Raw genomic sequence first — 23,375 nt, forward strand, 5'->3', positions numbered from 1 at the left:
ATGGACAGCCTGCTCGACGCACTACAGGAAGGGCGTCTCCTCGAGATCCCGGACGATTACGACAAGGAGGACGCGCTCCGCTTCCTCGCCCACATCCTGGAGGCGGTCCCGTCGCTTCCCCCGGACACCGACGTGGCCGGCCTCATCCTCGCCAAGGAGGCGGCCTCGAAGACCGCCCTCGGCAAGGGTTGGGCCTGCCCCGACGCCCGCGTCCCCTTCGACGAGGACCTGATCTGCGTCGTCGGCTGGAGCCCCAAGGGGATCGACTACGGCACGCCGGACGGCAAACCGGTGAAGGTGATCGCCATGTACCTCGTCCCGGAGAACCAGCGCAGCAACTACCTGCGCGAGATCTCTCTGCTGGCTAAGGCGCTCGAGATCTACCCGGAGATCGAGCGGTTGAACGCGGCGGACAGCCTGAACGACATCCGCGACCACCTGCTCGACCTGATCAGCACCACGAAGGGAACGGTCGGCCCGGACTCCCGCGCCAGGATGATCCGCCTGCAGGGGAAGGCGGCCGCCGTGGAGCCGGTCCCCCAGGACCTCGCGAACCTGCTCGTCGAGCCGGTCACCATCCTGGTGGGAACCGGGCTCAAACCGGTGGTGCTCGGACACGACCAGGCGCTCGTTGAGCTCCTCGAGGGGATGCCCGGGCTCGCCGAAGAGGTGACCTCGCACAGCTCCTTCAACGCCGGCGGTTGGCGCATCGTGAAAAGAAAGGACGCCTCCTTCACCGGCGAGCGTCTGCTCATCGACTGCCTGGCACTGAGGACTTCGGGAGGGAAGTAAGCGGGAGGTTTGCCATGACGGAAGCAAACGATCTGCAGCAGCGCCTCGATTCATCCGAGGAGAGAAACGCGCTCAACAACAAGGTCGCCGTGGCGGTCGCCATCATCTCGGTGTTCATGGCGGTCTGCAAGGTGAAGGACGACAACATCGTCCAGGCGATGCTGCAGGCCAAATCGGACCAGGTGGACACCTGGAACGAGTACCAGGCGAAGAAACTCAAACAGCACCTTGCCGAGTTGGGGCTGAACCAGGTGGCGGCGATCGGCGCGCTGGCGCCGCGCGAGAGTTCCGCCGCGCTCGAGCGGCAGAAGAAGGAGTACGGCGAGAACATCGCGCGCTACAAGGGCGAGGAGGAAAAGCTCGCCGCCCGCGCGAACGGGCTCGGCAAGCAGTACGACGACCTGAACTACCGGGACGACCAGTTCGACCTCTCCGACGCGACGCTCGCGGTATCGCTTGCCATGCTCGCCATCGCCTCGCTCACCCAGAAGAAAAAGCTCCTGTACCTGGCGCTCGCCGTGGCGGGGTTCGGGATCGTCATGGGTGTCGCAGGCCTTGCCGGCCTGCCGCTGCATCCTACCGCGCTGGTGCGCGCCCTCTCCTAGCGCCGCTCTCCCCCTCGATCGCGGCGAACAGTTCCGAGACGACCTTGGAGAGGTGGCACCCCGACAGGAGCCCGGCGTAGGACGCGTCGTCGGTGATGATCCTTTTTCTGAGCGGCCGGTGCTCGCTCTCCGAGAGCAGCTCCTCCAGCGTCGCCTTGATGCTTTTGCCCCGCGGCGGCACCTCGATGCCGCGCCCGCAGCCTGAGTCGTCCAGGGCGGTCACGTACCAGAGCCTGAGCGGGGCGAGACTCGGATCCGCCTCCAGGTGACCGCTCGCCCTCACGTATTCGAGCACCTTCCGGGCAAGCTGCAGCTTCGCCATCTCGTAGCACGACTCATCGACGATGTTGCCGTGCTCGAAGAACGGGATCACGTGCAGCCAAGGCTCGCTGCGCACCTGTTCCGTTCCCGGTTTCTGCTCCCGTCCCACCACGAAGAGCGCCCATACGTACGCGGTGTAGAAGAGCCGCGAACTCGCCGGGTTCCCCACCACGCTGTGCCCCTCGTACTCAAGGATGAAGGCCTCCCGGTCCGGGTTCAAAAGCTCCTGCTGCGCACCGCAGATCTCCCCCTGGAAAAAGCTGCTGGGGGGCCAGAGCTTGCCCGTCACGCTGGCGTGCAGGGCGGGGTGCGCCGCGCCGGTTTGCGCCGCCGCCGCTTTTCTCAGGTCGGCCAGCAGCTGTTCCTTTCTCTCGTCCCTCACCCTTACCCGCACCGAATTGTTCTCGTCGCCGAAGCCGTACTGCAGCGTGACGGGGCCCTGCCACTGTTCGCAGCTGCAGATCGGGACGCTCGGTCCCCACAAAAGCCAGAGGTTGAAGATGGTCATCTGCTGCGCCGAGAAACCGCGGTGCGACATCCGGTCGTAGGAGGAGATGATGGGGTCCCAGTCGTCGGAGAAGCGCGACATGAGCCCGGCCAAGAGGTTCAAGGGCAAAAGGAAACCGTGCTCGATCTTCACGCTGCAGAGAAAGGAGGCCTCCTCGTCCAGCGAAAGGCGCAGTTGCGACACGGCGAGCAGGTACTGCTTGATTCCGTTTTTGGTGCTCTCGTCGTTCAACCTGAAAACGTCCAACACCTCGATCACCGGCTCGCGCTCCTTGATCTTCAAGGCGCCGAATTTGGCCCGGTTGGCCCGCCGCCACTCGGCGAGCTCGCGGCGGTAGGCCTCGTCGTCGAACTGCAGCTGGTACCTCTTGGTCTTGGCATCCAGGTACCAGGCGGGCTCCTTGCGCGGCTTCGGGTGCAAAAGCCTCAGCTCCAGCCAAAGCCGCATCTGCCTTCTGAACATCGCCGGTTTGAAGGGCCAGGCGGAATCCCAGCAGGCCTTCAGCGTGTTCATCACGGGGAGGTTTTCCTCGGTGGAGAGGCAGCGCCAGACCAGGCGGACGGGGGGGATGAAGAACCACAGCAGGTAGAAGAAAGCGGTGGCGACCGCGACGACAAAGGCGGCAATCTCCTGGTAGCTTTTCATCGGAACCTCCCCTTAGCCTATTAGAAAAGACCAACGAATTGTATCGGCGGCACTCGCTTTTGCAACGACACCGCATTCAACCAGTGGCTGCGCCCCCTCCGGTTCGTTTTTTCCCTCACAGTTTCCCGTGCAACGGTCGATAAGAGTGATGTAGCGGTGCACCGCAAATACCCCGCCCATATGGCGGCCAGGGTTTTTCATTATGATGCAGAGGTTCATACAGAAAAGGGCGCTCGCCCTGCTGGTCATTGTCGCCACGATCGTGTGCGGGCTCATCTTCACCCTCTCCTATGACAAGGCGAAGGATGCGGCCATCTCCAGGCTGCACGACGAGCAGATGATCCACGCCAGGCAGGCGGCCCAGGGGATCGAGGAATATTTCTCCACCTGGACCGGCATCCTCGGTTCCCTGGCAAGGATGAAGGAAATCGTCGCCCTCGACGCTCCCGGACGGCAGCAGATGGAGTTCTTCTACGATGCCCACAAGGAGCAGATCCGGTCCTTCACCCGCGTGGACGAAAACGGGACCATTCTTTTCACCGTTCCGCAGCGGGAATCGGAGGGGCAAAACATCGCGGATCAAAAGCATATCCGCGAACTTTTGCGCACGCACCAACCGGTGGTGAGCGACGTATTCCGGGCGGTGCAGGGGTACGACGCGGTGGCCCTCCACGTCCCGGTTTTCGACGGGACACGCTTCAAGGGGAGCATCGCCATCGTCATCAACTTCCAGAACCTGGCGCACCGTTATTTCGACGTCATCAGAACCGGCAAGACCGGGTACGCCTGGGTGATAAGCCGCGACGGCACCGAGCTGTACTGCCCGGTTGCCGGTCATAGCGGCAGAAGCGTTTTCGAAAACGCCAAGGAGTCCCCTTCCCGCCAAGCCATGGCTCGGGAGATGCTGAAGGGGCGCCCCGGCACGGGGAGCTACACCGCCAGAGTCGACGTGCGGGCAAACAAACCGACGAAACAGCTCGCGGTCTACTACCCGGTGGCGCTTGGCAACACCTTCTGGTCCATCGCGGTCACCTCGTCGGAAAAGGAGATCCTCGCCTCCCTTACCTCGTACCGCAATCGCCTGATCGCGCTGCTCGTTTTCCTTTTGGCGGCGGGCATCGCCGTCTCCAGCTTCATCGTCCACGCCATGCTGATCTTAAAGGAGGAGGCGGCCCGCAAGGAAGCCGAGGCGGACCTGCGCGCAAGCGAGCAGAGATACCGCGACCTATTCGAGCACAACCCGGCTCCCATGCTGATCTACGAGCGCGGGAGCATGGAGATGGTCGCGGTGAACGAGGCGTTTACCCTCGCCTACGGGTACGCGCGCGAGGAGGCGCTGGCACTCAACCTGACCGACCTCTACCCGGATTACGAGAAGCGCAGGATCACCGATGTCGCCGCGAAGCTCACCGGGCACACCTACGTAGGGGAGTGGCACCACCGCAAAAAGGACGGCTCGGTCTTCCCCATCGTGGTCACCTCGCACGACATCGTCTACAAGGGGCGCACCTGCCGCATCGCCGTCGTCACCGACATCACCGACCGCAAGAAGATGGAGCGGGTCATCGAGGAGGAGTCGAAGCTGAACCGGGTACTCCTCGAGCAATCGCCCGACGGCATCGTCATCATCGACCCGGAGACGGCGCGTTTTCTAAACTTCAACGGCGCGGTTTGCCGGCAGTTGGGCTACAGCCGTGAGGAGTTCGCGGAGCTCACCATCTTCGACGTTGAGGCCCAGGAGACGCAGGAGGAGACACGCGGGCGGATAGCGGATATCGTCAGGGAGGGGCGCGGGAGTTTCGAGACGGTGCAGCGTACCAAGAGCGGCGAGCTGAGAAATGTCGAGGTCAACGCGCAGATCGTCAACATCCAGGACCGCCGGGTCTACTACTGCATCTGGCGCGACGTGACCGAACACAAAAAGCTCGAGGAGCAGCTGAGACAGTCCCAGAAGATGGAATCGGTCGGCAGGCTCGCCGGCGGGGTCGCCCACGACTTCAACAACATGTTGGGCGTCATCATCGGCGCCGCCGAGCTTTGCCGGCACCGCATCCCCGACGACGCGCCGGAACAGAAGTTTCTCGACCACATCCTGAAGGCGGCGCAGCGCTCCAGCGAGATCACGCGGCAGCTGCTCGCCTTCTCGCGCAAGGAGATCGTTTCCCCGAAGCCGGTCAACCTGAACAGCCAGATCCTCGCCGCGGAGAGCATGCTCTGCCGCCTGATCGGCGAGGACGTGAAGCTCACCTTCAAGCCGGCGACGCCGCTTTGGACCGTCCTCATCGATCCCTCGCAGTTCGACCAGATCCTCATGAACCTCTCGGCGAATTCCAGGGACGCCATGCCCAACGGCGGCAACCTGAACATCGATACCGCGAACATCCGCCTCAACACGGATTACTGCCGCCACCACGCCGGCTGCGTCCCGGGCGACTACGTGAAGGTCACCGTAAGCGACACCGGCACCGGGATGGACCGGGAGACGCGGGAGCACATATTCGAGCCGTTCTTCACGACGAAAGGGGTGGGGGTCGGCACAGGACTCGGGCTCGCCACGGTGTACGGCATCGTCACCCAGAACAACGGGTTCATCAACGTCTACAGCGAGCCGGGGCAGGGAACCGTGTTCAACATCTACCTGCCGCGTCACCACGAGGAGGCGCGCGAGGAGGAGGTCGATGCCGTCCTGCCGAAAAGCGGCAGCGGCACCATTTTGCTCGTCGAGGACGAGGAGATGCTCCTTTGCACGACGACGATGATGCTCGAGGAGATGGGGTACAAGGTGATCCAGGCGGGTACGCCGCAAAGCGCCATCGACATCTGCGTGCAGGGGGATGAGATCGACATGGTCCTGACCGACGTGGTGATGCCGGGGATGAACGGCAGGGAGATGGCCGAACGCATCAGGACGGTACGCCCCGGGATGAGGGTGCTCTTCATGTCGGGCTACACCGCCGACATCGTCGCCCAGCGCGGCATCGTGGAGGAAGGGATGCACTACATCTCGAAGCCGCTGGATTCCAGGCAGCTCCACGAAAAGATCGCCCAGTTGCTCGCGCACTGAGCCGGCCGCCTCCTTCTTTCCACGGCAGGCGCCGACTGCAGCGCCTCGGTGAGGTCCTACGGGGACCTTATGCGGCCGGCGTCGCGGAACGGTCGAGGATGTCCCGTACCTTCCGCAGCAACTCCGTAGGCTGGACCGGCTTCATGATGAGCTCGACATCCTCGGCCATGGCGTCGCGGATGTCGATGAACTCCCTGGTGTAGCCGCTGGTGAACGCCACGCGCATCTCCGGGTCGACCTTCCTGATCTCCTCACAGGCCTCCTTGCCGTTCATCCTGGGCATGATGAGGTCCATAAGCACCAGCGCGATGGTCCCCGGCGGCGTCCCCTGAAACTTCTCGATGGCATCCGCCCCGTCCTGCGCCAGGATGACCCGATACCCGTGCTCGGTCAGGATGCTGTCCAAGAGCCGGCGCAGTGAAGGCTCGTCCTCCACGACCATGATCGTTTCCGTTCCCCGTCCGGGAGCGTCCGGCACGGCGGCGCTTTCCTCGGCAGCCCCTCCCATCCGGTACATCGGCAGGTAGACCCTGAAGGTGGTCCCCACTTCCGGTTCGCTGTACACGTTGATGAAGCCGTTGTGCTGCTTGATGATGCCGTACACGATGGACATGCCGAGGCCGGTCCCCTTGCCGGGCTCCTTGGTGGTGAAGAATGGCTCGAATATCCTGGTCCTCGTGGTCTCGTCCATCCCGACCCCGGTGTCCGAGACGGAAACGACCGCGTAAGCCCCCGGCGCCGGGTGCTCACCGGTCGATGCGCCGCACTCCTCGATCATCTGCCGGCGGGTCTCGATGGTCACCACGCCCCCCCCCGGCATGGCGTCGCGGGCGTTGGTGACCAGGTTCATCAGGACCTGTTCGATCTGGCCGCTGTCGACCCTGACCGGCAGCGGCTCCGCGCTTACCGCCGATCTCAACTGGACATCCTCCCCGATGACCCGCGCCAGGAACTTCTGCACCTGCAGGATGATGTCGTTCAGGTTGGCGGGCTGCAGCCTCATCACCTGCTTGCGGCTGAAGGCGAGCAGGCTCGAGGTGAGCTGGGCGGCCCGGTCGGCGTACTCGAGGATGTGGTCGACCTTCTCCTTCTGCTCGGGGGCAAGGAGGCCGTCCCCTTTCAGCATGGCGCCGTACCCCATGATGACCATGAGGATGTTGTTGAAATCGTGGGCCACGCCCCCCGCGAGCTGCCCGATCGCCTCCATCTTCTGCGATTGCAGCAGCTGCTCCTCCAGGCGGTGCCGCTCCGTTATGTCTTCCTTGATGGTCACGTAGTGGGTGACGACCCCGTCTCTGGTGCGGACCGGCGAAACGGTGACGCGCGTCCAGAGAAGCCGGCCGTCCTTGGTGCGGCTCGGCATCTCTCCCTGCCAGACCGCCCCTGAGGTGATGCAATCCCAGAGGGTCTTGTGGTCCGCCTCCTGAGCCTGCTCCGAAAGCAGGAGATCCGCCTGCTTGCCTACCATCTCCTCCGCCGTGTAGCCGCTCATCCGGGTGAAGCTCGGGTTCACGAACTCGACGATCCCGTTCTTCGCCGTGATGCGGATGGAAAGCGGGCTCTGCTCCACGACGTGATACAGCTTGAGGACCAGTTCCTCGGTCTGCCGCCGCTCCGTGAGGTCGTCCACGAGGGTGATCAGGTAATCCGGCTTTCCATGACCGTCCAGCGAAACCGAGGAGGTGAGCCGGCTCCAGCGCTCCCCCTGCGGCGTCGCCACCGGGGCCTCCCTGACCACGAGCTGCCCGGGGTGGCCGAGCGGCTCGGTCGGGTCGAAGCCGGGCAACCAGTCGCCAAGCGGCGTTCCCAGGAGTTCCGCTTCCGTCGTTCCCAGGAATTCCTGCAGCTTGCCGTTCGCCCGCAGGATGCGCCCCCCAAGTTCGAGGTGCGCAAGCCCGAGCCCCGCCTGCTCGAAGGTGCTCCTAAAGCGCCGCTCGCTCTCCACCAGCCGGCGCTGCGTCATGATCGATTCCAGCGCGTTGGAGAGCGTCAGTCGGATCTCGGTCTCGTTCCACGGTTTCTTGAAGTAGTAGTAGATCTGGCTGCGGTTGATGGCGTTGATGACGGCGTCGATATCCGAATACCCGGTGAGGATCATGCGGATGCAGTCCGGATAGATCGCCGCGACCTTCTCCAGGAACTCGGTCCCCGTCATGCCGGGCATGCGCTGGTCGGAAACCACAAGGGGGATGTCGTGCCCGGAAAGAAGCGCGAAAGCCTCGTCGGTGGTCTCGGCGACGAACACCTCGTAGGTGTCGCGCAAAAGCGCACGCAGCGCCACGAGATTCGGCCGCTCGTCGTCGACGTAGAGGAGTCTCGGTTTGGCTGCGGGAGTTTTTTCGCTCATGGCGGCTCCTTTCTCAGGTTTCGAGCTGCGGCAGGACCACGCGGAACAGGCTCCCCTGCCCGACGCGGCTCTCCACCTCGATGACGCCCTGGTGGTCGCGGACGATGCCGTGCGAGATGGAAAGCCCGAGGCCGACCCCCTTGCCGACTTCCTTGGTGGTGAAGAAAGGTTCGAACAGGTGCTTCAGCACCTCGTCCGTCATGCCCACGCCGCCGTCCGCGATCTCCACGACGGCGCAGTGCCGTCCCTCGCGCTCCGCCATCCGGGTGCTGACGCGGATCCACTCGTCACCTGCCGCAGGCTTGGCAAGGACGGCATCGACCGCGTTCCCCAAAAGGTTCATGAACACCTGGTTCAGCCTGCCCGGCTGGCACAGCCAGGGAGGAAGCTCTCCGTAGTGCCGCTCGATCCGGACGCGGTCCTTGTAGCTGCCGTTCAAGAGCAAGAGGGCGGCGTCGAGGCACTCGTGCAGGTTCACGCTCTTTCGCTCCGCCTCGTCCAGACGGGAGAAGATCCTCAGGCTGCTCACGATCTCGGCGGCGCGATTCGCGCCGTAACAGGCGTTGTTCACGAGCTCGTTCATGCTCTCGCGCAGCTCGCCCAACTCGTTTTCCCGGCACCATGCCTCGATGCGTCCGATCACCTCATCGCATACCCCGCCCGGCAGCGCCTGGCAGAGCGTCATCAACTCGTCGATCGGCGCCACGGTCTTTTTCAGCCCCTGTACGCTGGCGGCGATGAAGTTGAGGGGGTTGTTGAGCTCGTGAGCGACCCCCGCGGTCAGAAGCCCCAGGGCCGCCATCTTCTCCGACTGCACCAGTTGCACCTGGGCGCGGGTCAGGTTCTCCAGCGTCCGCGCGAGTTCGGCGTTTTGCCGTTGCAGTGCGCCGCGCACCCGGGAGAGCTCTAGATGGGTCTCCACCCGGGCGAGCACTTCCTGCGCCTGGAACGGCTTGGTCACGTAATCCACGCCCCCCTCGTCGAAGGCGCGCAGCTTGTCCTCGGTCTCCACCGCAGCGGAGACGAAGATCACCGGGATGCAGGCGAGTGCGGGGTCGCCTTTCAGCGCGCGGCACACCTCGAAACCGTTCATCTCCGGCATGTTGATGTCGAGCATGACCAGGTCCGGGGGCTGCAGCCGCGCCGCCTTGAGCGCCATGGGACCGTTGATGGCGCCCCGCACCTCGTACCCCTTCTCCTTCAGGATCGACTCCAGCAGCTGCAGGTTGGCCGGGGTGTCGTCGACGATCAGGATCATTGACGTTTTTTCCGTCATACCGTGTCCGCCTCCCTACCCTCCGCCGCAGGCTCCCCCCCCTGCACCGGCGTTTGCTGGAGCACCTCCTCGATCAGATCGAAACGGTACCCTTCCGCATGGTCGCGCAGGCGGTCGGCCACCCCGGGGGCGCTCTCGCCGATGCTGCCGAGCAGGGAAAGGATGCGTCCGCGGTCCAGCTCCCGCGCAGCTGCTATCAGTTCGGAGCGCACCTCCTGCGGCAGGAGCGCCACCGCCTCGGCCATCCCCGCATCGGACAAGGCGTCTTCCCCGCTTGCGACCGGGGCGCCCTCCTCGTCTTCGTACTCGAACTCGACCGGAAGCAGCCGGGCCAGCTTCTCGAAAAGCTCCTCCTCGCGAAACGGCTTGCGCAGGAAATCATCGCCCCCCGCCGCCATGACTTCACGCAACTGATCCTCGAAGACGCTGGCCGAAACGGCTATGATGGGGACTTTCCTCCCCTCGGGCAGCGCACGTATGCGCCTGGTCGCCTCGCGCCCGTCCATGACCGGCATCACCACGTCCATGAAAACGAGGTCCGGCATACGGGAGGCGAAAGCTTCGATGCCGCTTTGTCCGTCCTTCGCCTCGATGACGCTGAACCCCACCGGGGTGAGCATCTTCACCAGGATCTCCCGGTTCGTGTCGCGGTCGTCCACCACCAAAAGCTGCCAGTTCCGCTGTCCCGGCCTCAGGCGCAGCACCCGGCGCGGCTGCCCGGCAGGAACCGGAGCAGGCGCCTGCTCCGCCTCGACTACGGGAAGGGTCACGCGGAAACATGCGCCATGCCCCGGCTCGCTGGAAACCGACAGATCCCCCCCCATGAGCCGGGCGTACTCGCGGCTGATCGGGAGCCCGAGTCCGGTCCCTCCCTGGGTCCTTCGGCCGACGTCCGCCTGCTCGAAGAGGCCGAAGACGTGCTGGATGTCCTCCGGCGCCACGCCGGGGCCGGTATCCTCCACCTCCACTTCCACGAACGGGCGGCCGTCACGCATCTCCCCCCGCGCGCGCAGCGCGACCCATCCCTGGTCGGTGAACTTCACCGCGTTTCCCACCAGGTTGATGACGATCTGGCGCAGCTTCCCCGCATCCCCAAGCACGTAGCGCGGCGTATCCGGACGGACCTCGAGGATGAGCTGCAAATCCTTGGAAGCCGCCTTGGGAGAGAAAACCTCCACCACGTCCTGCAGCACTCCGTGCAGATCGAAAGGGAGCGCTTCGACGCTCATGCGCCCCGATTCGATCTTGGCCATGTCGAGCACGTCGTTGATCAGGGCCAGGAGGTGTTCGCCGGAGCGGTTGACCGTCCTCAGGTTGCGCCGGTTCGCCGGCGAGAGGTTCGGGTCGTGCAGTACGATCTGGCTGAACCCGAGCACCGCGTTCAGCGGGGTTCTGATTTCATGGCTCATGTTGGCGAGGAACAGCGACTTCGCGCGGTTGGCGGCCTCGGCCCCCTCCTTGGCACGGGCCAGTTCGTCCAGGGCGTTACACAGCTGCTGGTTCGCCTGCCGCAAGGAACCGGTACGCTCGTCGATGCGTTGCTCCATCTCCCGGTTGATCTGTTGCAACTCCCTGGTCCGTACGTTCACCTGCTGCTTCAGGACGACCCCGCCGATCAGGCTCATGACGAGGAGCCCCCCCAGCGTCCCCCCGAGGATCTTCAGCCATGCAGGCATGTTCAAGCTCACCTCTTCCGAGGTCCACCGCTTCAGCGTCGCGTAGTACGCGGACTGGGGATCCTTTTTCATCGCGGTGAGGTGGCCGTCGATGACCTCCAAAAGCTGCAGCGGCCCGGCGGCGTCCTTTCGTGCCGCGAAGCAGTAGGGAGCCGGATCGAACATGATCGGGGTATCCTCCAAACCCGATTTCCTGGCGAACATCAACCCGTAATAGCGGTTGGTCACCCCGGCATCGACCTTGCCCGAGGCGATCATCTCGAATTCCGTCTTGTAGTTCGAGACCGGCACCTGGGTTATCTTCAAGCCGAAGCTCTTCGCCTGCCGGTCCAGGGTCTCCAGCTGGATGGTCTTCTCAAGGCCCGCCACACGCTTGCCGTTTAAGTCCAGTATCGACTGGATGCCGCTTCCCTTCCTGGCATAGACCTGCGACCAGCCCGAAAGGACAGCTACCTTGTTGAAGGAATAAACCTTCTCGCGCTCCGCCGTATATGCGACATCAGGCATCAGGTCTATCTCGCCGTTTTGCAGGCGCTCCAACCCCTGGCTCCAGGTCCCGGTCACGTACTGCAGCTGCCACCCTTCCCTTGCGGCTATGTGCTCGATGATGTCGACGAAGATCCCCGCAGGCTTTCCGGCGGCCGAGACGAAAATCTTCGGGGGGTTGTCGTAGATGCCGACGGAGACGGTTCTGGAAGAGGCGAGGACGGCGGTGGGGGCAAGGCATGTCAGCAGAAAAACGGCGGAGAAGAAAAGGAGGGGACAAAAGAAGCGGACGAAGCAGGCAAAGGACGAAGGCAGGTGTGCCTGATCATGCCGGGATCCCGTCGAGTTCATGGGTAACCTCATAGCAGCACAGTTTCCGAAGTCTGCCGCAAGACAGCCCGCACATCGTTCGGGCAGCTACTTTGACAGTACTTCCTGTGACAACACAGTTCCGCAGCCTCTCTGTTAAAGAGCCGCTAATATAGTGCAATCCGCGGGACAATACAATCAAGTCGGCATTGCGATAAACGCAGGTAAAGATTCGATTTCCCTTACAGGGGCCCGATCTAAAGCAGGGACTCCAGCACTGACGCCATCGCCTGGGCGTCGAAAGGCTTGTGCAGGGCCTTCAGGAAACCGTAGTCGCGGAAGTTCGCCATGACCGGGTCGTTGGAGTAGCCGCTCATCACGACGAGGCGCGCTTTCGGATCGAGGGAGAGGATCTGCTGCGCCGCATCCTTTCCCCCCATCCCCCCGGGTATGGTGAGATCCACCAGCACCGCCGAGAAGGGCGCTCCCTCCTGCAGCGCCTCCCGGTACAATTGCACCGCGTCGCCGCCGTCGGCGCAGGTCACCACCCGGTGTCCCAGGTGCCCGAGCACCCCCGCCGCCAGCTGCCGGATCACCTCCTCGTCGTCCATGACCAGCAGGGAGAGCCCGGTGGGAGACTCCTGGCTGATGCGCGTCACCTCGGGTGCATGTTCCTCACCGCTCGCCCCCAATGATGGGAGGTAGACGGTGAAGGTCGTACCGTCCCCTTTTTGAGAATCGACGCTCACGCTGCCGCCGTGTCTTTTGACGATGGAGTAGACCGAGGCGAGACCCAGCCCCTTCCCCTGCGGCTTGGTGGTGAAGTAGGGATCGAAAACCTTCTTGAGGTCCTCCTGCGGGATGCCGCCACCCTCGTCGGAGAACGCGACGCTCACGTACGGTCCGGGGGGGAGCTTCTGCCAGTTGTTCGCCTCGAGAAGGTGGTCGCGAGCGGTGATGACGAGCAGTCCCCCCTCGGGCATCGCCTGCACCGCGTTCATGATGATGTTGCTGAAGGCCTGGCACATCTGTCCCGCATCGGCCTCCACAGCGCTCAGCGATGCCGGGACGTCCACGATCCCCTTCACGGTGGAACCGCTCAGGGTGAGCGAGACGGCCTCGTCCACCAGCACGCCGACCGAGGTGACCGCCCGGACCGGCGCTCCGCCGCGCGCGAAGGTGAGCAGTTGCTTGGCCAGGTCTCCCGCGCGCAGCGACGCGCGTTCCGCCGCCTCCAAAAGAGGCTGGGAGCGGTGCTCCGGCTCCAGTTGCATCCTCGCAAAGGAGAGGTTTCCCATGATGCCGGTCAGGATGTTGTTGAAATCGTGCGCGATGCCGCCGGCCAGGATGCCGAGAGACTCCAGCTTCTCCATCTTTAGCCGCTCGTCCTCCATCGCCTTCAGCGCTTGCTCCGCCTCCCTGCTGCGGTCCCACTCGCGGTTGAAAACCTGCGTGAGTGTCGTCGTCATGATCATGAAGACCAGCACGAAGAGTACCCCGCGATAGAGGTCGTTGTACCAGTTGGCAAGGTAATCGGCCGTGGACATGGCGACGAAGACGTAGAGCGGCTGCGGCAGCGCTATCTTCCGGAAGGAGAAGACCCGCTCCACCCCGTCCACGCTGCTCTTCGTGCGGTAGGTTCCCATGCTCTCGCCTTTGGCGAGCAAAGACCTGAACCGGCTGGAAGTGACCTTGATCTCCGAGCCCCCGGGGGAGCGGTTCAATTTCGGGTAGCGCGCCACGACGCTCAAGTCCGACGCCACCAGCGACAACAACCCCTGCTTGCCGATGTTGAGCTTGGAGAAAGTATGGGACAGGTAGTCGAGGGTCACCCCGGCGTAGGCTAAGCCCGCAAAGGAACCGTCCGGAGCGTTCACGCGCCTGGCAAGGACGATCATCCACTTACCGGAGATGCCGCCGATGAGCGGCTTCGAGATGACGAGCCCCGCGCCGGGGGTGTCGCGCAGGTATATGAAGTAGTCGCGATGGGCGAGGCTCTTCGTGGTTGCCGGCGTGACATCCGGGCCGTATAACGCGACCCCCGCCACATCGGTCGCCCTGAGCGAGACCAGCTCCGGGAGCCGGGCCTGCTGTCGAATTATGAAGCGGCTGAGGGCTGCGGAGTCCACCCGCCCGGCGCCGAGCTGCCGTTCGTACTCGTCGCAGACCGCCTGCAAGGATATGTCTATCTTGGAGAAGATGCCCGATATGTTCTCGTCGAGCACCCTGGCAAGGTTCTGCGTCGTGACGCTAGCCCGCTCCGTGTACACGTCCCGGCTTTTCATCAAGGCGAGCGAGACCATCCCGGCAACGACTATGTTCAGCACCACCACCCCGGCGAAGAGGTGCCTTTTCAGAACATTGACCGATCTGCCGAGTGCTGTGTCAGTCTTAGCTTTTCCCTTTGCCATAAACATGGAGGCGGATGTCAGCTCCTATGAGATTGGTTTTGTATATGTTCCAGACAGTTTGCTTCATTTTGCCAGTATGGCAATAGCTGTAACTAAAATAATCGGGTAAAGCATCAGCCGATAGTATGTCGATGCGGTTTAAGAAAGCATGCAGAGGTAAAACATCTGACATGTCGGCGTCGGGGTGCAAAACCTTTGATTGAGGTAGCTGCACTCCGGGAAAGGACTGCTATATTGAGTAAGGTTTTTTTAATCCTGGTTCCCGCAGACATGAGGCTGCATGGCCCCCTACCTCAGACACTTAAAGCCTACGGAACAGCAACTGCGACGCGGCGCGGCCCTGAGCGGGATGGTGGCTGCCGTCATCGGAGCGATCCATCTCGTCTTCTGGATCTCCGGCCTCCTCACCTCGAGCGGCTTGCACCACTTCGTGATGAAGACGAACGCCTCGTTGTGCCTGCTTCTCTGCGGCCTTGCCGTCGCCGTAGTGGCGGAAGATCCCAGGGGCGCCAGGAGCCTGGCGGCCGTCCTGGCGGCACCGGCGACGGTGATCGCCGCCCTCACCCTGGCGGAGCACCTCTTAGATGTCGATTTCGGCATCGACCAGCTCGTGGCGTATGAACAGCCGGGCGCACTGGGAGTCCTGCACCCGAACCGGATGGGTCCCCCCGGCGCCACCGCCTTCACCCTCTGCGGCATCGGCATTTTCTTGCTGCTGCAAGGGAAAAGGGTGGCGATCCAGGCGGCCCAGTTGCTGGGGGGTGTCCTTTGCCTACTGGGACTTATGGGGTTTCTAGGCTACCTGTACCACGTAGAAGGGCTCTATGCTGCCCCGCGCGTGACGGGCATCGCCTGGCCCACGACCCTATCGCTCATGCTCCTCGGCATCGGGCTTCTCCTCGCCAGACCGCGAGATGCCTTCATGGCGGTGTTCACGTCCCCCACGCCGGGCGGCTTCGTATCACGCGCCCTGCTGCTGCCGGCGGTGACCCTCCCCATCCTGCTCGGGTGGCTCGTCCTCACCGGCGAGGCTTACGGCCTCTACGGCATCACCTTCAGCATAAGCCTCCTCATGCTCTCCTGGATCGTCATCTTCTCCGTGATCGTCTACCAAATAGGCAAACGCGCTGAAGTCCATGTGCAGGCGGTGGAAGACCGGAAGACCCGCGAGGCGCTGCGCCAAAGCGAGGAAAAGCTGCGCGACATCATCGACAACATGGCCGAGGGACTCATCGTCATCGACGTGGAGACTGCGGGGCTCTACTGGAACCGCCGGGCCCTGGAGATGTACGACTTCGAGGAGGAACTCGACGAACTCAAGACCTTCGAGAGCGCGGCACGAACCATCGAACTGAGAACGATGGAAGGGGAACTCCTCCCCCTTGAACAGTGGCCGGTGCGCCGGATCATGAGGGGCGAGGAGTTGCACGACGTGGAGCTTTTGGTAAGGCACCGGGAGCGGAGCTGGCAGAGGATCTACAGTTACCGGGGTACGGCGATCCGTGATGCGCAGGGAAAACTGCACATGGGAGTTCTGACCATTCGGGATATCACGATAAAAAGGCAGGCCCAGGAGGCACTGAGGGAAAGTGAGGAACTGCTGAGCACCGTGCTTGAAACGCTTCCCGTCGGGGTATGGGTGATCACCGCGAGCGGCGACATCCTGCATGGCAACAGGGCTGCTGAAGAGATATGGGGCGGCGCCCCCAAGGTCGGGATCGCCGGATACGAAACGTACAAGGGGTGGCGGACCGATTCCGGAGAAGCGATCGCCGCAGAAGAATGGGGAGGCGCAAGGGCCATCCTGAAAGGGGAGACCATCCTCAACGAAGAAGTAGAGATAGAAGCGTTCGACGGCAGTAGAAAGGTCATCCTCCTTTCCGCGGTCCCCATCAGGAACGACAAGGGCGAGATCACCGGCGCAGTCGCGGTAAACCAGGAAATAACGGCGCGCAAGCGGATGGAGAACGCCCTGCGGGATAGCGAAGAGAAGTTCCGTGCCGTCTTCGAACAGGCGGCCGTCGGGATGGGGCGGGTCTCCTTTGAGGATGCGCGCTGGATCGATGTCAATGCGGCATTCTGCAACATGCTGGGCTACAGCCGGGAGGAGATGCTGGCGACTCCCTGGCCCGACATCACTCACCCCGAGGATCTGGACCTGGACCTTGTGCCGTTCAGGAGGATGGCCGCCGGCGAGTTGGACAGCTACAGCGTAGAGAAGCGCTTCATCCACAAAACGGGGGACCAGGTATGGGCCAGGCTCACCCTTTCGCTCGTGCGCGATCTCGGCGGCAGGCCGAAATTCGAAGTGGCGATCATCGAGGACGTCACGCGCCGGAAAGAGGCGGAGGAGGCGCTGCGCAAGGCGAAGGACGAGCTCGAGCTGCGGGTAAGAGAGCGGACGGCGGAGCTGGAGCAGGCGTACCTTGCCCTGCAGCGGGAAACCGAGCAACGCCTTGCCGCTGTAGAAGACTTGCGGGAAAAGGAGCAGCTCCTCGTTCGGCAGGGCCGTCTGGCGGCCATGGGGGAGATGCTGGCCAACATCGCACACCAGTGGCGGCAGCCGTTGAACGTCCTGGGTCTCATCGTCCAGCAGATGCAACTGACCTACGAACTGGGGCAGTTCAGTGGTGATTTCCTGAAGGGAGAGGTTGCCAGGGTGATGGAGGTCATCCGGCACATGTCGGACACCATCACCGATTTCAAGGACTTTCTGAAGGAGGAGAAGGAGCCGCGGCCGTTCAACGTCAATGCCGCCGTGGCCACCACGGTGAAACTTCTGGAAGCGCCGCTGAAAGCGTTGCGTGTCGATCTCAGCATCGAGGAGACGGACGAACTCATCGTGACGGGGCACCGAAACGAGTTTACCCACGTCATCATGAACCTGGTGAACAACGCGAGGGAAGCCCTCAAGGAGCGTGCGGTGGCCACGCCGCGGATATGGATCAGGCTTTTCAAGGATGGAGAAAGATGCATCGTCACCGTCGCCGACAACGCCGGGGGGATTCCCGAGGAAGTTCTGCCGCGCATCTTCGAACCGTACTTCACCACCAAGGGGCCGGATAAGGGGACCGGGATCGGACTGTACATGTCCAGAAACATCATCGAGAAAGGGACAAGAGGGACTCTCACCGTGCGCAACGGTGAAGAAGGTGCCGAGTTCAGGATCGAGTTTCCCGGCTAGCGACGTGAAGCACCGGCTTATTCGCGGAAGGTAGCGGCCGCGTTCCTACAGAGGTTTGCCGCTTTGCACCTGCACGGTGCCGCCTCGCTCGATCTCCTTTCTGAAGCTCTCCGGAATACGGGCCCAATCAAGGATATCGACGAGGATGGGGAGGTTACTTTCGGCAAAGCACTCTTTCAATTCAAACAGGCGAGTCTGGGGCTGGGATGGATCGGCAACGTTACGGACCACCAAATCCAGATCGCTCCCATCATGGGACGTTCCCTGGACCCGGCTGCCGTAAGCGAGCACCTCGGCATCAGGGAGATGAACCGCCAGCATGTGGCGCACCGTCTCCAGCCATTCAGGACGCAAATCAAGCTTCCGCATCACCCAAACGCTCCAATATGGTAGTCTCCAACGCCCGGGCATCGATGATGAAGCTAGGCAGGAGTTTGAGGGTATCCACGGCAAACCCGACGCCGTAATCGTGAGCAGTGCTGTTTCTGTTGTCGCGGTAGAGGAACCAGCGTTCGACAGCATCGGAATCCAGCAGCCCATGCTTCGACGCATGCCGGAGCACATCTTTGTAGGTTAAACCGTCGACCTCTCTTGGGCTGCCGGTATATGCCTTTAGTGCCTTACGAAGGAGCTTGCCGCCGGTTTCCAGCGTCAACTCGAATCCTTTGACAACTGCGTTCCTGTATATCTCGTACTCGATGCTGTCAGAGGCGGATGCGGCGAGAAGAGTGAGGGAGCTTTCCAGGGTCCTGATGCAGCGGGCAAAATGATCAGTGTTAAGGTGCATCGATGTCTCCTGCTGCTTTAGACAGTTCCCCATCAGGCCAGGAAATGGAATAAAAAAAGAGGCCAGCTATTTCTAGCTGGCCTCTTCACTTTCTAGTGGTGCCCAGAGACGGAATCGAACCGCCGACACGAGGATTTTCAATCCTCTGCTCTACCGACTGAGCTATCTGGGCAAGAGACCAACTTTATACTTTGAATCGCCGACTGTGTCAACCCTTTTCTTCTAATTTTTACAGTCTGCCTTCAATACCGTCCACACCTGACACACAGCCGCTTGACTGATAAAGGGAAAACCTTCCCTCACCCTGTCCCTCTCCCTACGTGCGAGGGGACATGAGGCACGGGCTCAGGCTGAAATCGGTCGCCGGATGGCGCTAGGCGCGGGAGATGAAACGTCCGTCGCGGGTATCGACCTTGATTTTCTCGCCGCTTTCGAGGTACGGCGGCACCTGCAGACGCAGGCCGGTCTCGAGGAGGGCTTCCTTGGTCTGGGCGGTCGCCGTGGCGTTTTTCAGCGCGGGAGCGGTCTCGGTAACGATGAGTTCGACGACCATGGGGAGGTCGACGCTCACCATGCGTTCCTGGAAGATGCCGAGCTGCACTTCGGTGCCGTCCAGAAGGAACGGTGCGATGGCTTCGAAGTTGTCTTCTTCCATCTCGAACTGCTCGTAGTTCTCGAGGTCCATGAAGACGCCGCGGCCGCCGTCGGCGTAGAGGAACTGTCCCTTGTGACGCTCGAAGTCTGCCTCGTCCACCTTGTCGCCGGAACGGAAGGTCTTCTCGAGCACCTGCGCGGTGAGCAGGTTGCGGTACTTGGTCTTCACCATGGTGTTGGCGCCGCGGGCGGAGGGGGACTGGAAGGCTACATCGAGGATTACACAGGGAGCGCCGTCAAGCTTGATGACGAGGCCCTTCTTGAAGTCATTGGTGGTATACATGCTCAATCTCCTTTACGAAATGTCCCTTTTTAGCAGAGTTCTGTGATAAATTCAACCGCGCCATGAAGGCGGCAATGACAGTTAAACGGAGGCAGAGTGAAGATAGATACCGAGTTTATAAAGTTGGACAGTTTCCTGAAGGCGGTTGATGCGGTCTCGTCGGGCGGCGAGGCGAAGATCATCATCGGCGAGGGGATGGTGTCGGTGAACGGCGAGGTCGAACTGCGCCGCGGCAGGAAACTGCGTCCCGGCGACAAGGTGGAGCTTGAGGGGAAAAGCTTCCAGGTGGAGTAGCGCTACCCCCCGGCGCGCTTCGCCTTGTAGCCGCGTTTCAGGAGTTCGGCAAGCAGAACCTCGGCGTGGTCACCCTGGATCTCGATCACGCCGTCTTTCGCAGTACCGCCGCAGCCGCAGCGTTTTTTAAGCTCGGCGGCCAGCGCGGTAAGCGCCGCAGCATCGAGTGGAAGTCCGGTGATGACGATGACTGTCTTGCCGCCGCGTCCCTTGGTCTCCCGCCTGAGCCGCACAGTGCCGTCACCGGCGGGTGCTGCGGACTTTTTGCAGATGCAGGATTTGGCGGGTTTGCCGCAGCCGGGGCACATGCGGCCGAATTCGGAAGAGTAGACTACCGGGGCGTCGTTGGAGCTGGTCTTTTTCATGGCTCGTTTGTAGCAGAAAAGACACGAAGTGTCACGCAAACCCGTTAACCCAAACTCGCTCACGCAAAGACGCAAAGTCGCAAAGAGAGGCAAAAGATTTAACGTGCCCTCTCCCCCCGGGAGAGGGTGCCCAAAGGGCGGGTGAGGGCGTCGCCCCGAAGTGAGGGGTTGCAGCTGCCAATGCCCTCACCCTGCCCCTCTCCCGGAGGGAGAGGGAATGGTGGATCTGGAACCGGTTTGTTCTTACCTTTAGTAGCAGTTCTTTCTTTGCGCCTTTGCGTCTTTGCGTGAGGCGCGTTTTTGTCTGTGTCACAATAAAACCGGCCTGGGCACCTCGCTCTCCATGATGGGGCGCGGCGTGAGCCGGTCGGGGATCTTCAGTACGGTGGTCCCGGGCGGGGGCTCGATCTCCTGGTAGAGCGGCTCACTGCCGCGCTGGTTCGTCTTAGAGAAATGCATGGGGAGCACGTACCTCGGACGCAACCGGTCCAGGAGCATGTTGAACTCGGTGGTGCAGAGGTGGCGCGACAGCTGCGCCTTTTGCTGCTGCGACGCAAGGAAGGCGCACTCGCACACCAGCAGCGTCACCCCCTCCAGAAGTCCGGCCAACTGCTCGACGTTATCCTTGGAGTAGCCGATGTCGGTGCAGTATCCGATGCCGGCCGGGTCCTCGATCTTCCGGATACGCTGGTACAGTGACGCGGCATCGGGCGCCCATCGCTCTTCGATCCCGCCATCCCCGCGATGCAGGTAACTGATGCGCTGTCCTTCCATCGCCCCGTCACGAAAAAGACGCGCCATCTCCTTCAGCCAGTTCCCCCTCTCCATCCCTTCCGCTGCCAGGCGCGCTTCATCGACCACGAAGGCGGCTCCCTCGTCCACACGGTAGGCCATGACCGGGATGCGGTGCTCGCACTGCGTCGCGCTTACCTTTAGGTGGCGGTTCTCGTAGAGGATCCCGTTGCGCTCCCCTTCCCTGCTCGCGGCGAAGGCCTCGGCCCCGCGGTAGAGCGTGCTGCGGACGCGCCCGTTTACCTCAACCTCGTTCACCCGGAAGTTCCCCCAGAAGGTATCGGCGAGGTTCCAGTCGTAGCAGGCGAACTTGCTCGCCATACGGCTTGAGAACCCGGAAGGACCGAAGACATCGATGGTACGGGGCGAGGCGTGGCTGTGGCGGATGACGCTGTCCATCCCCATGAAGTGGTCCATGTGGGCGTGGCTTATGAAGATGGCGTCGATGGAGGTGTAGACCCTTTTGGCGAGATGATGCATCTTGCCGCAGTCGAAGAGGATGGCGCGCCCGGTCGGTCTCACCCGGACCAGGAGCAGCGGATCATCAAAGAGACCGGCGAAGAAGGTCGGTTCGAGGTAGCGGAACGGTTTCGGCATGCGCAGAATTTTACCATTAGATTGACCTGCATCAATTGCAACACACTCTCTGCGGGTTACAGTTCCTATCAAGAACGCACATCACTGACAAGGAGTAGCGACATGGCAGAGAAAAAAGGCGTGGCACTGGGCGAGGCACTGAATCTGGCGAATCTGGCGGGCTATCAGGACGGCGCCGTGGTCAGCAGGACGGTCATAGACAAGCCTGTAGGCACCATCACCGCCTTCGCCTTCGATGCGGGTGAAGGACTGAGCGAACACACCGCTCCCTACGATGCCTTCGTTCAGGTGATAGACGGTGAGGCGGAGATCAACATAGACGGGAAGCCCCACAACGTGACGGCCGGAGAGATCATCATAATGCCGGCAAACATACCGCACTCGCTGCGCGCGGTGAAGCGCTTCAAGATGCTTCTCGTCATGATAAGGGCTTAAAACCTTAAAAGCGGACCACAGAGGACACCGAGGAAAGGCCAAGGCCAACACAGAGGGAAAAATTGAACATACCCTCTCCCGCCGGGAGAGGGTGCCCAGAGGGCGGGTGAGGGCATTGCCACGAAGTGAGGTGCGGCACTGCCGACGCCCTCACCCTAGCCCTCTCCCAAAGGGAGAGGGGATCATGTTGATCCTGTAAGCCCTCTGTGGGCCTTGGTGGACCTCCGTGGTAACGCTTTTGTTTGACCCTTTTTCAACCATGGGCTATGCTCCGATGCGTTGCAGCACAGCAATCTGTCGGAGCGGGGTCATGCATTTTTTCAATGTCGAGCAGTGGCGGCAGCACGTCGCCCTTGATGTCGGAACGGCAACCACTCGTATCGCCACCGGAAGCTCACAGCTCTTTGAGCTCCCCTCAAAAATCGGCGCCACCAAGGCGCTTCGCAATGGTGTCGTCGTGGACGGCGATGCCGCATACCGCATCCTCCACCCCATCCTGGAATGCCGCCGCGTCTTCGGCATCGTGAAGCCGAGCATCCTCGGCTGCGCACCGACCGACGCGAGCGAGCAGGAAAGAGAACTCCTCACCCACTGCATCATGAAAGCAGGTGCGGCCTCGGTGTCCATAATTCCGGAACCGCTCGCCGCCGCGGTCGGAGCCGGCCTTGACGTCTCATCTCCCTATGCCCAGATGGTGGTCGATATCGGGGAAGGGGTCACCGACTGTGCGGTGATCCGCTCCGGAAGGCTCGTCGCAAGCTACGCCCTCAGGGGCGGGTGCTGCCGGATGCGCGAGGCCATCGCAGCCCGCCATTCGATGAGCGAGGACGCGGCAGACCTGCTCCTTCGCGACTGCGGCATCAACGCACCTGAGGATGTCATGGGAAGCATGGCGGTCGCTGCTGCCGTCAAGCCGGTCCTGGAAGAAATCGCCGATGGCGTCGACAGCTTCCTAAGGGACCTGCCAGACGAATGGGGATGCGACATCATCTACGGCGGCATCTGCCTGACCGGCGGTGGTGCGCTCATCCCAGGGGTGCGCAGGCTGCTCGAGGAACGGACCGGCGTCAACGTCACCCGGGCAAGAAATCCGCGCCGCGCCGTAGTCGAGGGCGCACGCGCCATTCTGCCGGTCGTCGTCATGCTGAACAGGTGGAAATAGCGCTGGAGGGACTGGCTCCGCCAAGTGCCTGTCCCCTTAGGCTTGACGACAAGTGGGTCCACGAAGCGCTGCAGGTGACCTCGCGCTCCCCCCTTTGCGAAGGGGGGACGGGGGGGATTTGGTTATACTTCACCGGTTCAGCGCTTAAGCAGACGCTGGAGCGTCCGAGGCTTCGCGTTTTCCACCTGGAGCGCAGGAACGATCCAACAGGTACTTCCTTGGTCTGACCAAGGCAAATCCCCCCTGCCCCCCCTTTGTATAGACCGGAGACATAGGTTACACATGTTCGGAGACATGGGTGACACTTATTACCAAGAAGTGACTTTCCTCTTTGGAGGTGGGCATGCCTTGGCAAGAGGTGACAACCATGACCCTCAGGGCA

Annotated in this window: 17 protein-coding genes and 1 tRNA gene; 7 read left to right on the plus strand and 11 right to left on the minus strand. The window is 62.3% G+C overall.

Going from position 1 to position 23,375, the window contains the following annotated elements:
• On the plus strand, positions 1-792 hold the full coding sequence (locus D6Z24_RS14950; RefSeq protein ID WP_129127395.1) for a PTS sugar transporter subunit IIA: 792 nt from the start codon (positions 1-3) through the stop codon (positions 790-792).
• A 14-nt stretch (positions 793-806) separates the two neighbouring features.
• Positions 807-1,397: a DUF4337 domain-containing protein gene (locus D6Z24_RS14955; RefSeq protein ID WP_129127396.1), complete on the plus strand. Its 591-nt coding sequence runs from the start codon at positions 807-809 to the stop codon at positions 1,395-1,397.
• On the opposite strand, the gene D6Z24_RS14960 is transcribed toward D6Z24_RS14955, so the two are convergent.
• Positions 1,369-2,871 carry a hypothetical protein gene (locus D6Z24_RS14960; protein WP_129127397.1) on the minus strand — a complete coding sequence of 501 codons (1,503 nt, stop codon included), beginning with the start codon at positions 2,869-2,871 and terminating at the stop codon, positions 1,369-1,371. The two genes, D6Z24_RS14955 and D6Z24_RS14960, sit on opposite strands and share 29 nt — an antisense overlap.
• Positions 2,872-3,073: 202 nt before the next feature.
• Here D6Z24_RS14960 and D6Z24_RS14965 point away from each other — a divergent pair, with 202 nt between their 5' ends.
• Entirely contained in the window at positions 3,074-5,935 is a 2,862-nt protein-coding gene (locus D6Z24_RS14965) for a hybrid sensor histidine kinase/response regulator (protein WP_129127398.1), read from the plus strand.
• A 67-nt stretch (positions 5,936-6,002) separates the two neighbouring features.
• On the opposite strand, the gene D6Z24_RS14970 is transcribed toward D6Z24_RS14965, so the two are convergent.
• From D6Z24_RS14970 to D6Z24_RS14985, 4 genes are all read right to left on the minus strand, one after another.
• On the minus strand, positions 6,003-8,282 hold the full coding sequence (locus D6Z24_RS14970) for a response regulator (protein WP_129127399.1): 2,280 nt from the start codon (positions 8,280-8,282) through the stop codon (positions 6,003-6,005).
• A gap of 13 nt (positions 8,283-8,295) precedes the next feature.
• Positions 8,296-9,558: a hybrid sensor histidine kinase/response regulator gene (locus D6Z24_RS14975; protein ID WP_129127400.1), complete on the minus strand. Its 1,263-nt coding sequence runs from the start codon at positions 9,556-9,558 to the stop codon at positions 8,296-8,298.
• Positions 9,555-12,071, minus strand: coding sequence for an ATP-binding protein (locus D6Z24_RS14980; protein ID WP_162605148.1), 2,517 nt, complete (start codon positions 12,069-12,071; stop codon positions 9,555-9,557). Before D6Z24_RS14980 ends, D6Z24_RS14975 begins: the two co-directional genes overlap by 4 nt.
• Before the next feature lie 215 nt (positions 12,072-12,286).
• Positions 12,287-14,446 carry a hybrid sensor histidine kinase/response regulator gene (locus tag D6Z24_RS14985; protein ID WP_129127402.1) on the minus strand — a complete coding sequence of 720 codons (2,160 nt, stop codon included), beginning with the start codon at positions 14,444-14,446 and terminating at the stop codon, positions 12,287-12,289.
• 274 nt (positions 14,447-14,720) lie between these two features.
• Between D6Z24_RS14985 and D6Z24_RS14990 the strand changes: the two genes are divergently transcribed.
• Positions 14,721-17,624: a PAS domain-containing sensor histidine kinase gene (locus tag D6Z24_RS14990; protein WP_129127403.1), complete on the plus strand. Its 2,904-nt coding sequence runs from the start codon at positions 14,721-14,723 to the stop codon at positions 17,622-17,624.
• A 45-nt stretch (positions 17,625-17,669) separates the two neighbouring features.
• Here the strand turns inward: D6Z24_RS14990 and D6Z24_RS14995 are convergent, their stop codons facing one another.
• The 4 genes from D6Z24_RS14995 to D6Z24_RS15010 form a co-directional block, all read right to left on the minus strand.
• Complete coding sequence (locus D6Z24_RS14995; RefSeq protein ID WP_129127404.1) at positions 17,670-17,993, minus strand: nucleotidyltransferase family protein; 324 nt, start codon at positions 17,991-17,993, stop codon at positions 17,670-17,672.
• Positions 17,980-18,411, minus strand: coding sequence for a nucleotidyltransferase substrate binding protein (locus tag D6Z24_RS15000; RefSeq protein ID WP_129127405.1), 432 nt, complete (start codon positions 18,409-18,411; stop codon positions 17,980-17,982). The genes D6Z24_RS14995 and D6Z24_RS15000 overlap by 14 nt, the downstream gene beginning before the upstream one ends.
• Positions 18,412-18,507: 96 nt before the next feature.
• Positions 18,508-18,583: transfer RNA gene (locus D6Z24_RS15005), tRNA-Phe, on the minus strand.
• Positions 18,584-18,784: 201 nt separating this feature from the next.
• Entirely contained in the window at positions 18,785-19,348 is a 564-nt protein-coding gene (locus D6Z24_RS15010; RefSeq protein WP_129127406.1) for an elongation factor P, read from the minus strand.
• A gap of 96 nt (positions 19,349-19,444) precedes the next feature.
• On the opposite strand from D6Z24_RS15010, the gene yaaA reads away from it, so the two are divergent.
• A complete protein-coding gene (gene yaaA / locus D6Z24_RS15015; protein ID WP_129127407.1) occupies positions 19,445-19,642 on the plus strand; it encodes a S4 domain-containing protein YaaA in 198 nt (65 codons plus the stop codon).
• 2 nt (positions 19,643-19,644) lie between these two features.
• On the opposite strand, the gene D6Z24_RS15020 is transcribed toward yaaA, so the two are convergent.
• Together D6Z24_RS15020 and D6Z24_RS15025 are read right to left on the minus strand one after the other, a co-directional pair.
• Entirely contained in the window at positions 19,645-20,007 is a 363-nt protein-coding gene (locus tag D6Z24_RS15020; RefSeq protein ID WP_129127408.1) for a translation initiation factor Sui1, read from the minus strand.
• A gap of 309 nt (positions 20,008-20,316) precedes the next feature.
• Positions 20,317-21,396, minus strand: coding sequence for a ribonuclease Z (locus tag D6Z24_RS15025; RefSeq protein ID WP_129127409.1), 1,080 nt, complete (start codon positions 21,394-21,396; stop codon positions 20,317-20,319).
• Between the two features lie 102 nt (positions 21,397-21,498).
• Between D6Z24_RS15025 and D6Z24_RS15030 the strand changes: the two genes are divergently transcribed.
• Both D6Z24_RS15030 and D6Z24_RS15035 read left to right on the plus strand, forming a co-directional pair.
• Positions 21,499-21,831, plus strand: coding sequence for a cupin domain-containing protein (locus D6Z24_RS15030; RefSeq protein ID WP_129127410.1), 333 nt, complete (start codon positions 21,499-21,501; stop codon positions 21,829-21,831).
• Between the two features lie 310 nt (positions 21,832-22,141).
• Positions 22,142-22,993 carry a rod shape-determining protein gene (locus tag D6Z24_RS15035; protein WP_129127411.1) on the plus strand — a complete coding sequence of 284 codons (852 nt, stop codon included), beginning with the start codon at positions 22,142-22,144 and terminating at the stop codon, positions 22,991-22,993.
• Positions 22,994-23,375 lie beyond the last annotated feature (382 nt).

The organism is Geomonas oryzae, assembly GCF_004117875.1.
In the GTDB taxonomy this organism is placed as follows: Bacteria; Desulfobacterota; Desulfuromonadia; order Geobacterales; family Geobacteraceae; genus Geomonas; species Geomonas oryzae.

What these genes read in the sequence shown, in the direction of transcription:
- D6Z24_RS15025 (WP_129127409.1), bottom strand. Translation starts at nt 21,396, where the DNA reads ATGCCGAAACCGTTCCGCTACCTCGAACCGACCTTCTTCGCCGGTCTC.
- D6Z24_RS14985 (WP_129127402.1), bottom strand. Translation starts at nt 14,446, where the DNA reads ATGTTTATGGCAAAGGGAAAAGCTAAGACTGACACAGCACTCGGCAGA.
- D6Z24_RS14950 (WP_129127395.1), top strand. Translation starts at nt 1, where the DNA reads ATGGACAGCCTGCTCGACGCACTACAGGAAGGGCGTCTCCTCGAGATC.
- D6Z24_RS14955 (WP_129127396.1), top strand. Translation starts at nt 807, where the DNA reads ATGACGGAAGCAAACGATCTGCAGCAGCGCCTCGATTCATCCGAGGAG.
- D6Z24_RS15010 (WP_129127406.1), bottom strand. Translation starts at nt 19,348, where the DNA reads ATGTATACCACCAATGACTTCAAGAAGGGCCTCGTCATCAAGCTTGAC.
- D6Z24_RS14970 (WP_129127399.1), bottom strand. Translation starts at nt 8,282, where the DNA reads ATGAGCGAAAAAACTCCCGCAGCCAAACCGAGACTCCTCTACGTCGAC.
- D6Z24_RS15030 (WP_129127410.1), top strand. Translation starts at nt 21,499, where the DNA reads ATGGCAGAGAAAAAAGGCGTGGCACTGGGCGAGGCACTGAATCTGGCG.
- D6Z24_RS15035 (WP_129127411.1), top strand. Translation starts at nt 22,142, where the DNA reads ATGCATTTTTTCAATGTCGAGCAGTGGCGGCAGCACGTCGCCCTTGAT.
- D6Z24_RS14990 (WP_129127403.1), top strand. Translation starts at nt 14,721, where the DNA reads ATGGCCCCCTACCTCAGACACTTAAAGCCTACGGAACAGCAACTGCGA.
- D6Z24_RS14965 (WP_129127398.1), top strand. Translation starts at nt 3,074, where the DNA reads ATGATGCAGAGGTTCATACAGAAAAGGGCGCTCGCCCTGCTGGTCATT.
- D6Z24_RS14960 (WP_129127397.1), bottom strand. Translation starts at nt 2,871, where the DNA reads ATGAAAAGCTACCAGGAGATTGCCGCCTTTGTCGTCGCGGTCGCCACC.
- D6Z24_RS15020 (WP_129127408.1), bottom strand. Translation starts at nt 20,007, where the DNA reads ATGAAAAAGACCAGCTCCAACGACGCCCCGGTAGTCTACTCTTCCGAA.
- D6Z24_RS15000 (WP_129127405.1), bottom strand. Translation starts at nt 18,411, where the DNA reads ATGCACCTTAACACTGATCATTTTGCCCGCTGCATCAGGACCCTGGAA.
- D6Z24_RS14975 (WP_129127400.1), bottom strand. Translation starts at nt 9,558, where the DNA reads ATGACGGAAAAAACGTCAATGATCCTGATCGTCGACGACACCCCGGCC.
- D6Z24_RS14980 (WP_162605148.1), bottom strand. Translation starts at nt 12,071, where the DNA reads ATGAACTCGACGGGATCCCGGCATGATCAGGCACACCTGCCTTCGTCC.
- D6Z24_RS14995 (WP_129127404.1), bottom strand. Translation starts at nt 17,993, where the DNA reads ATGCGGAAGCTTGATTTGCGTCCTGAATGGCTGGAGACGGTGCGCCAC.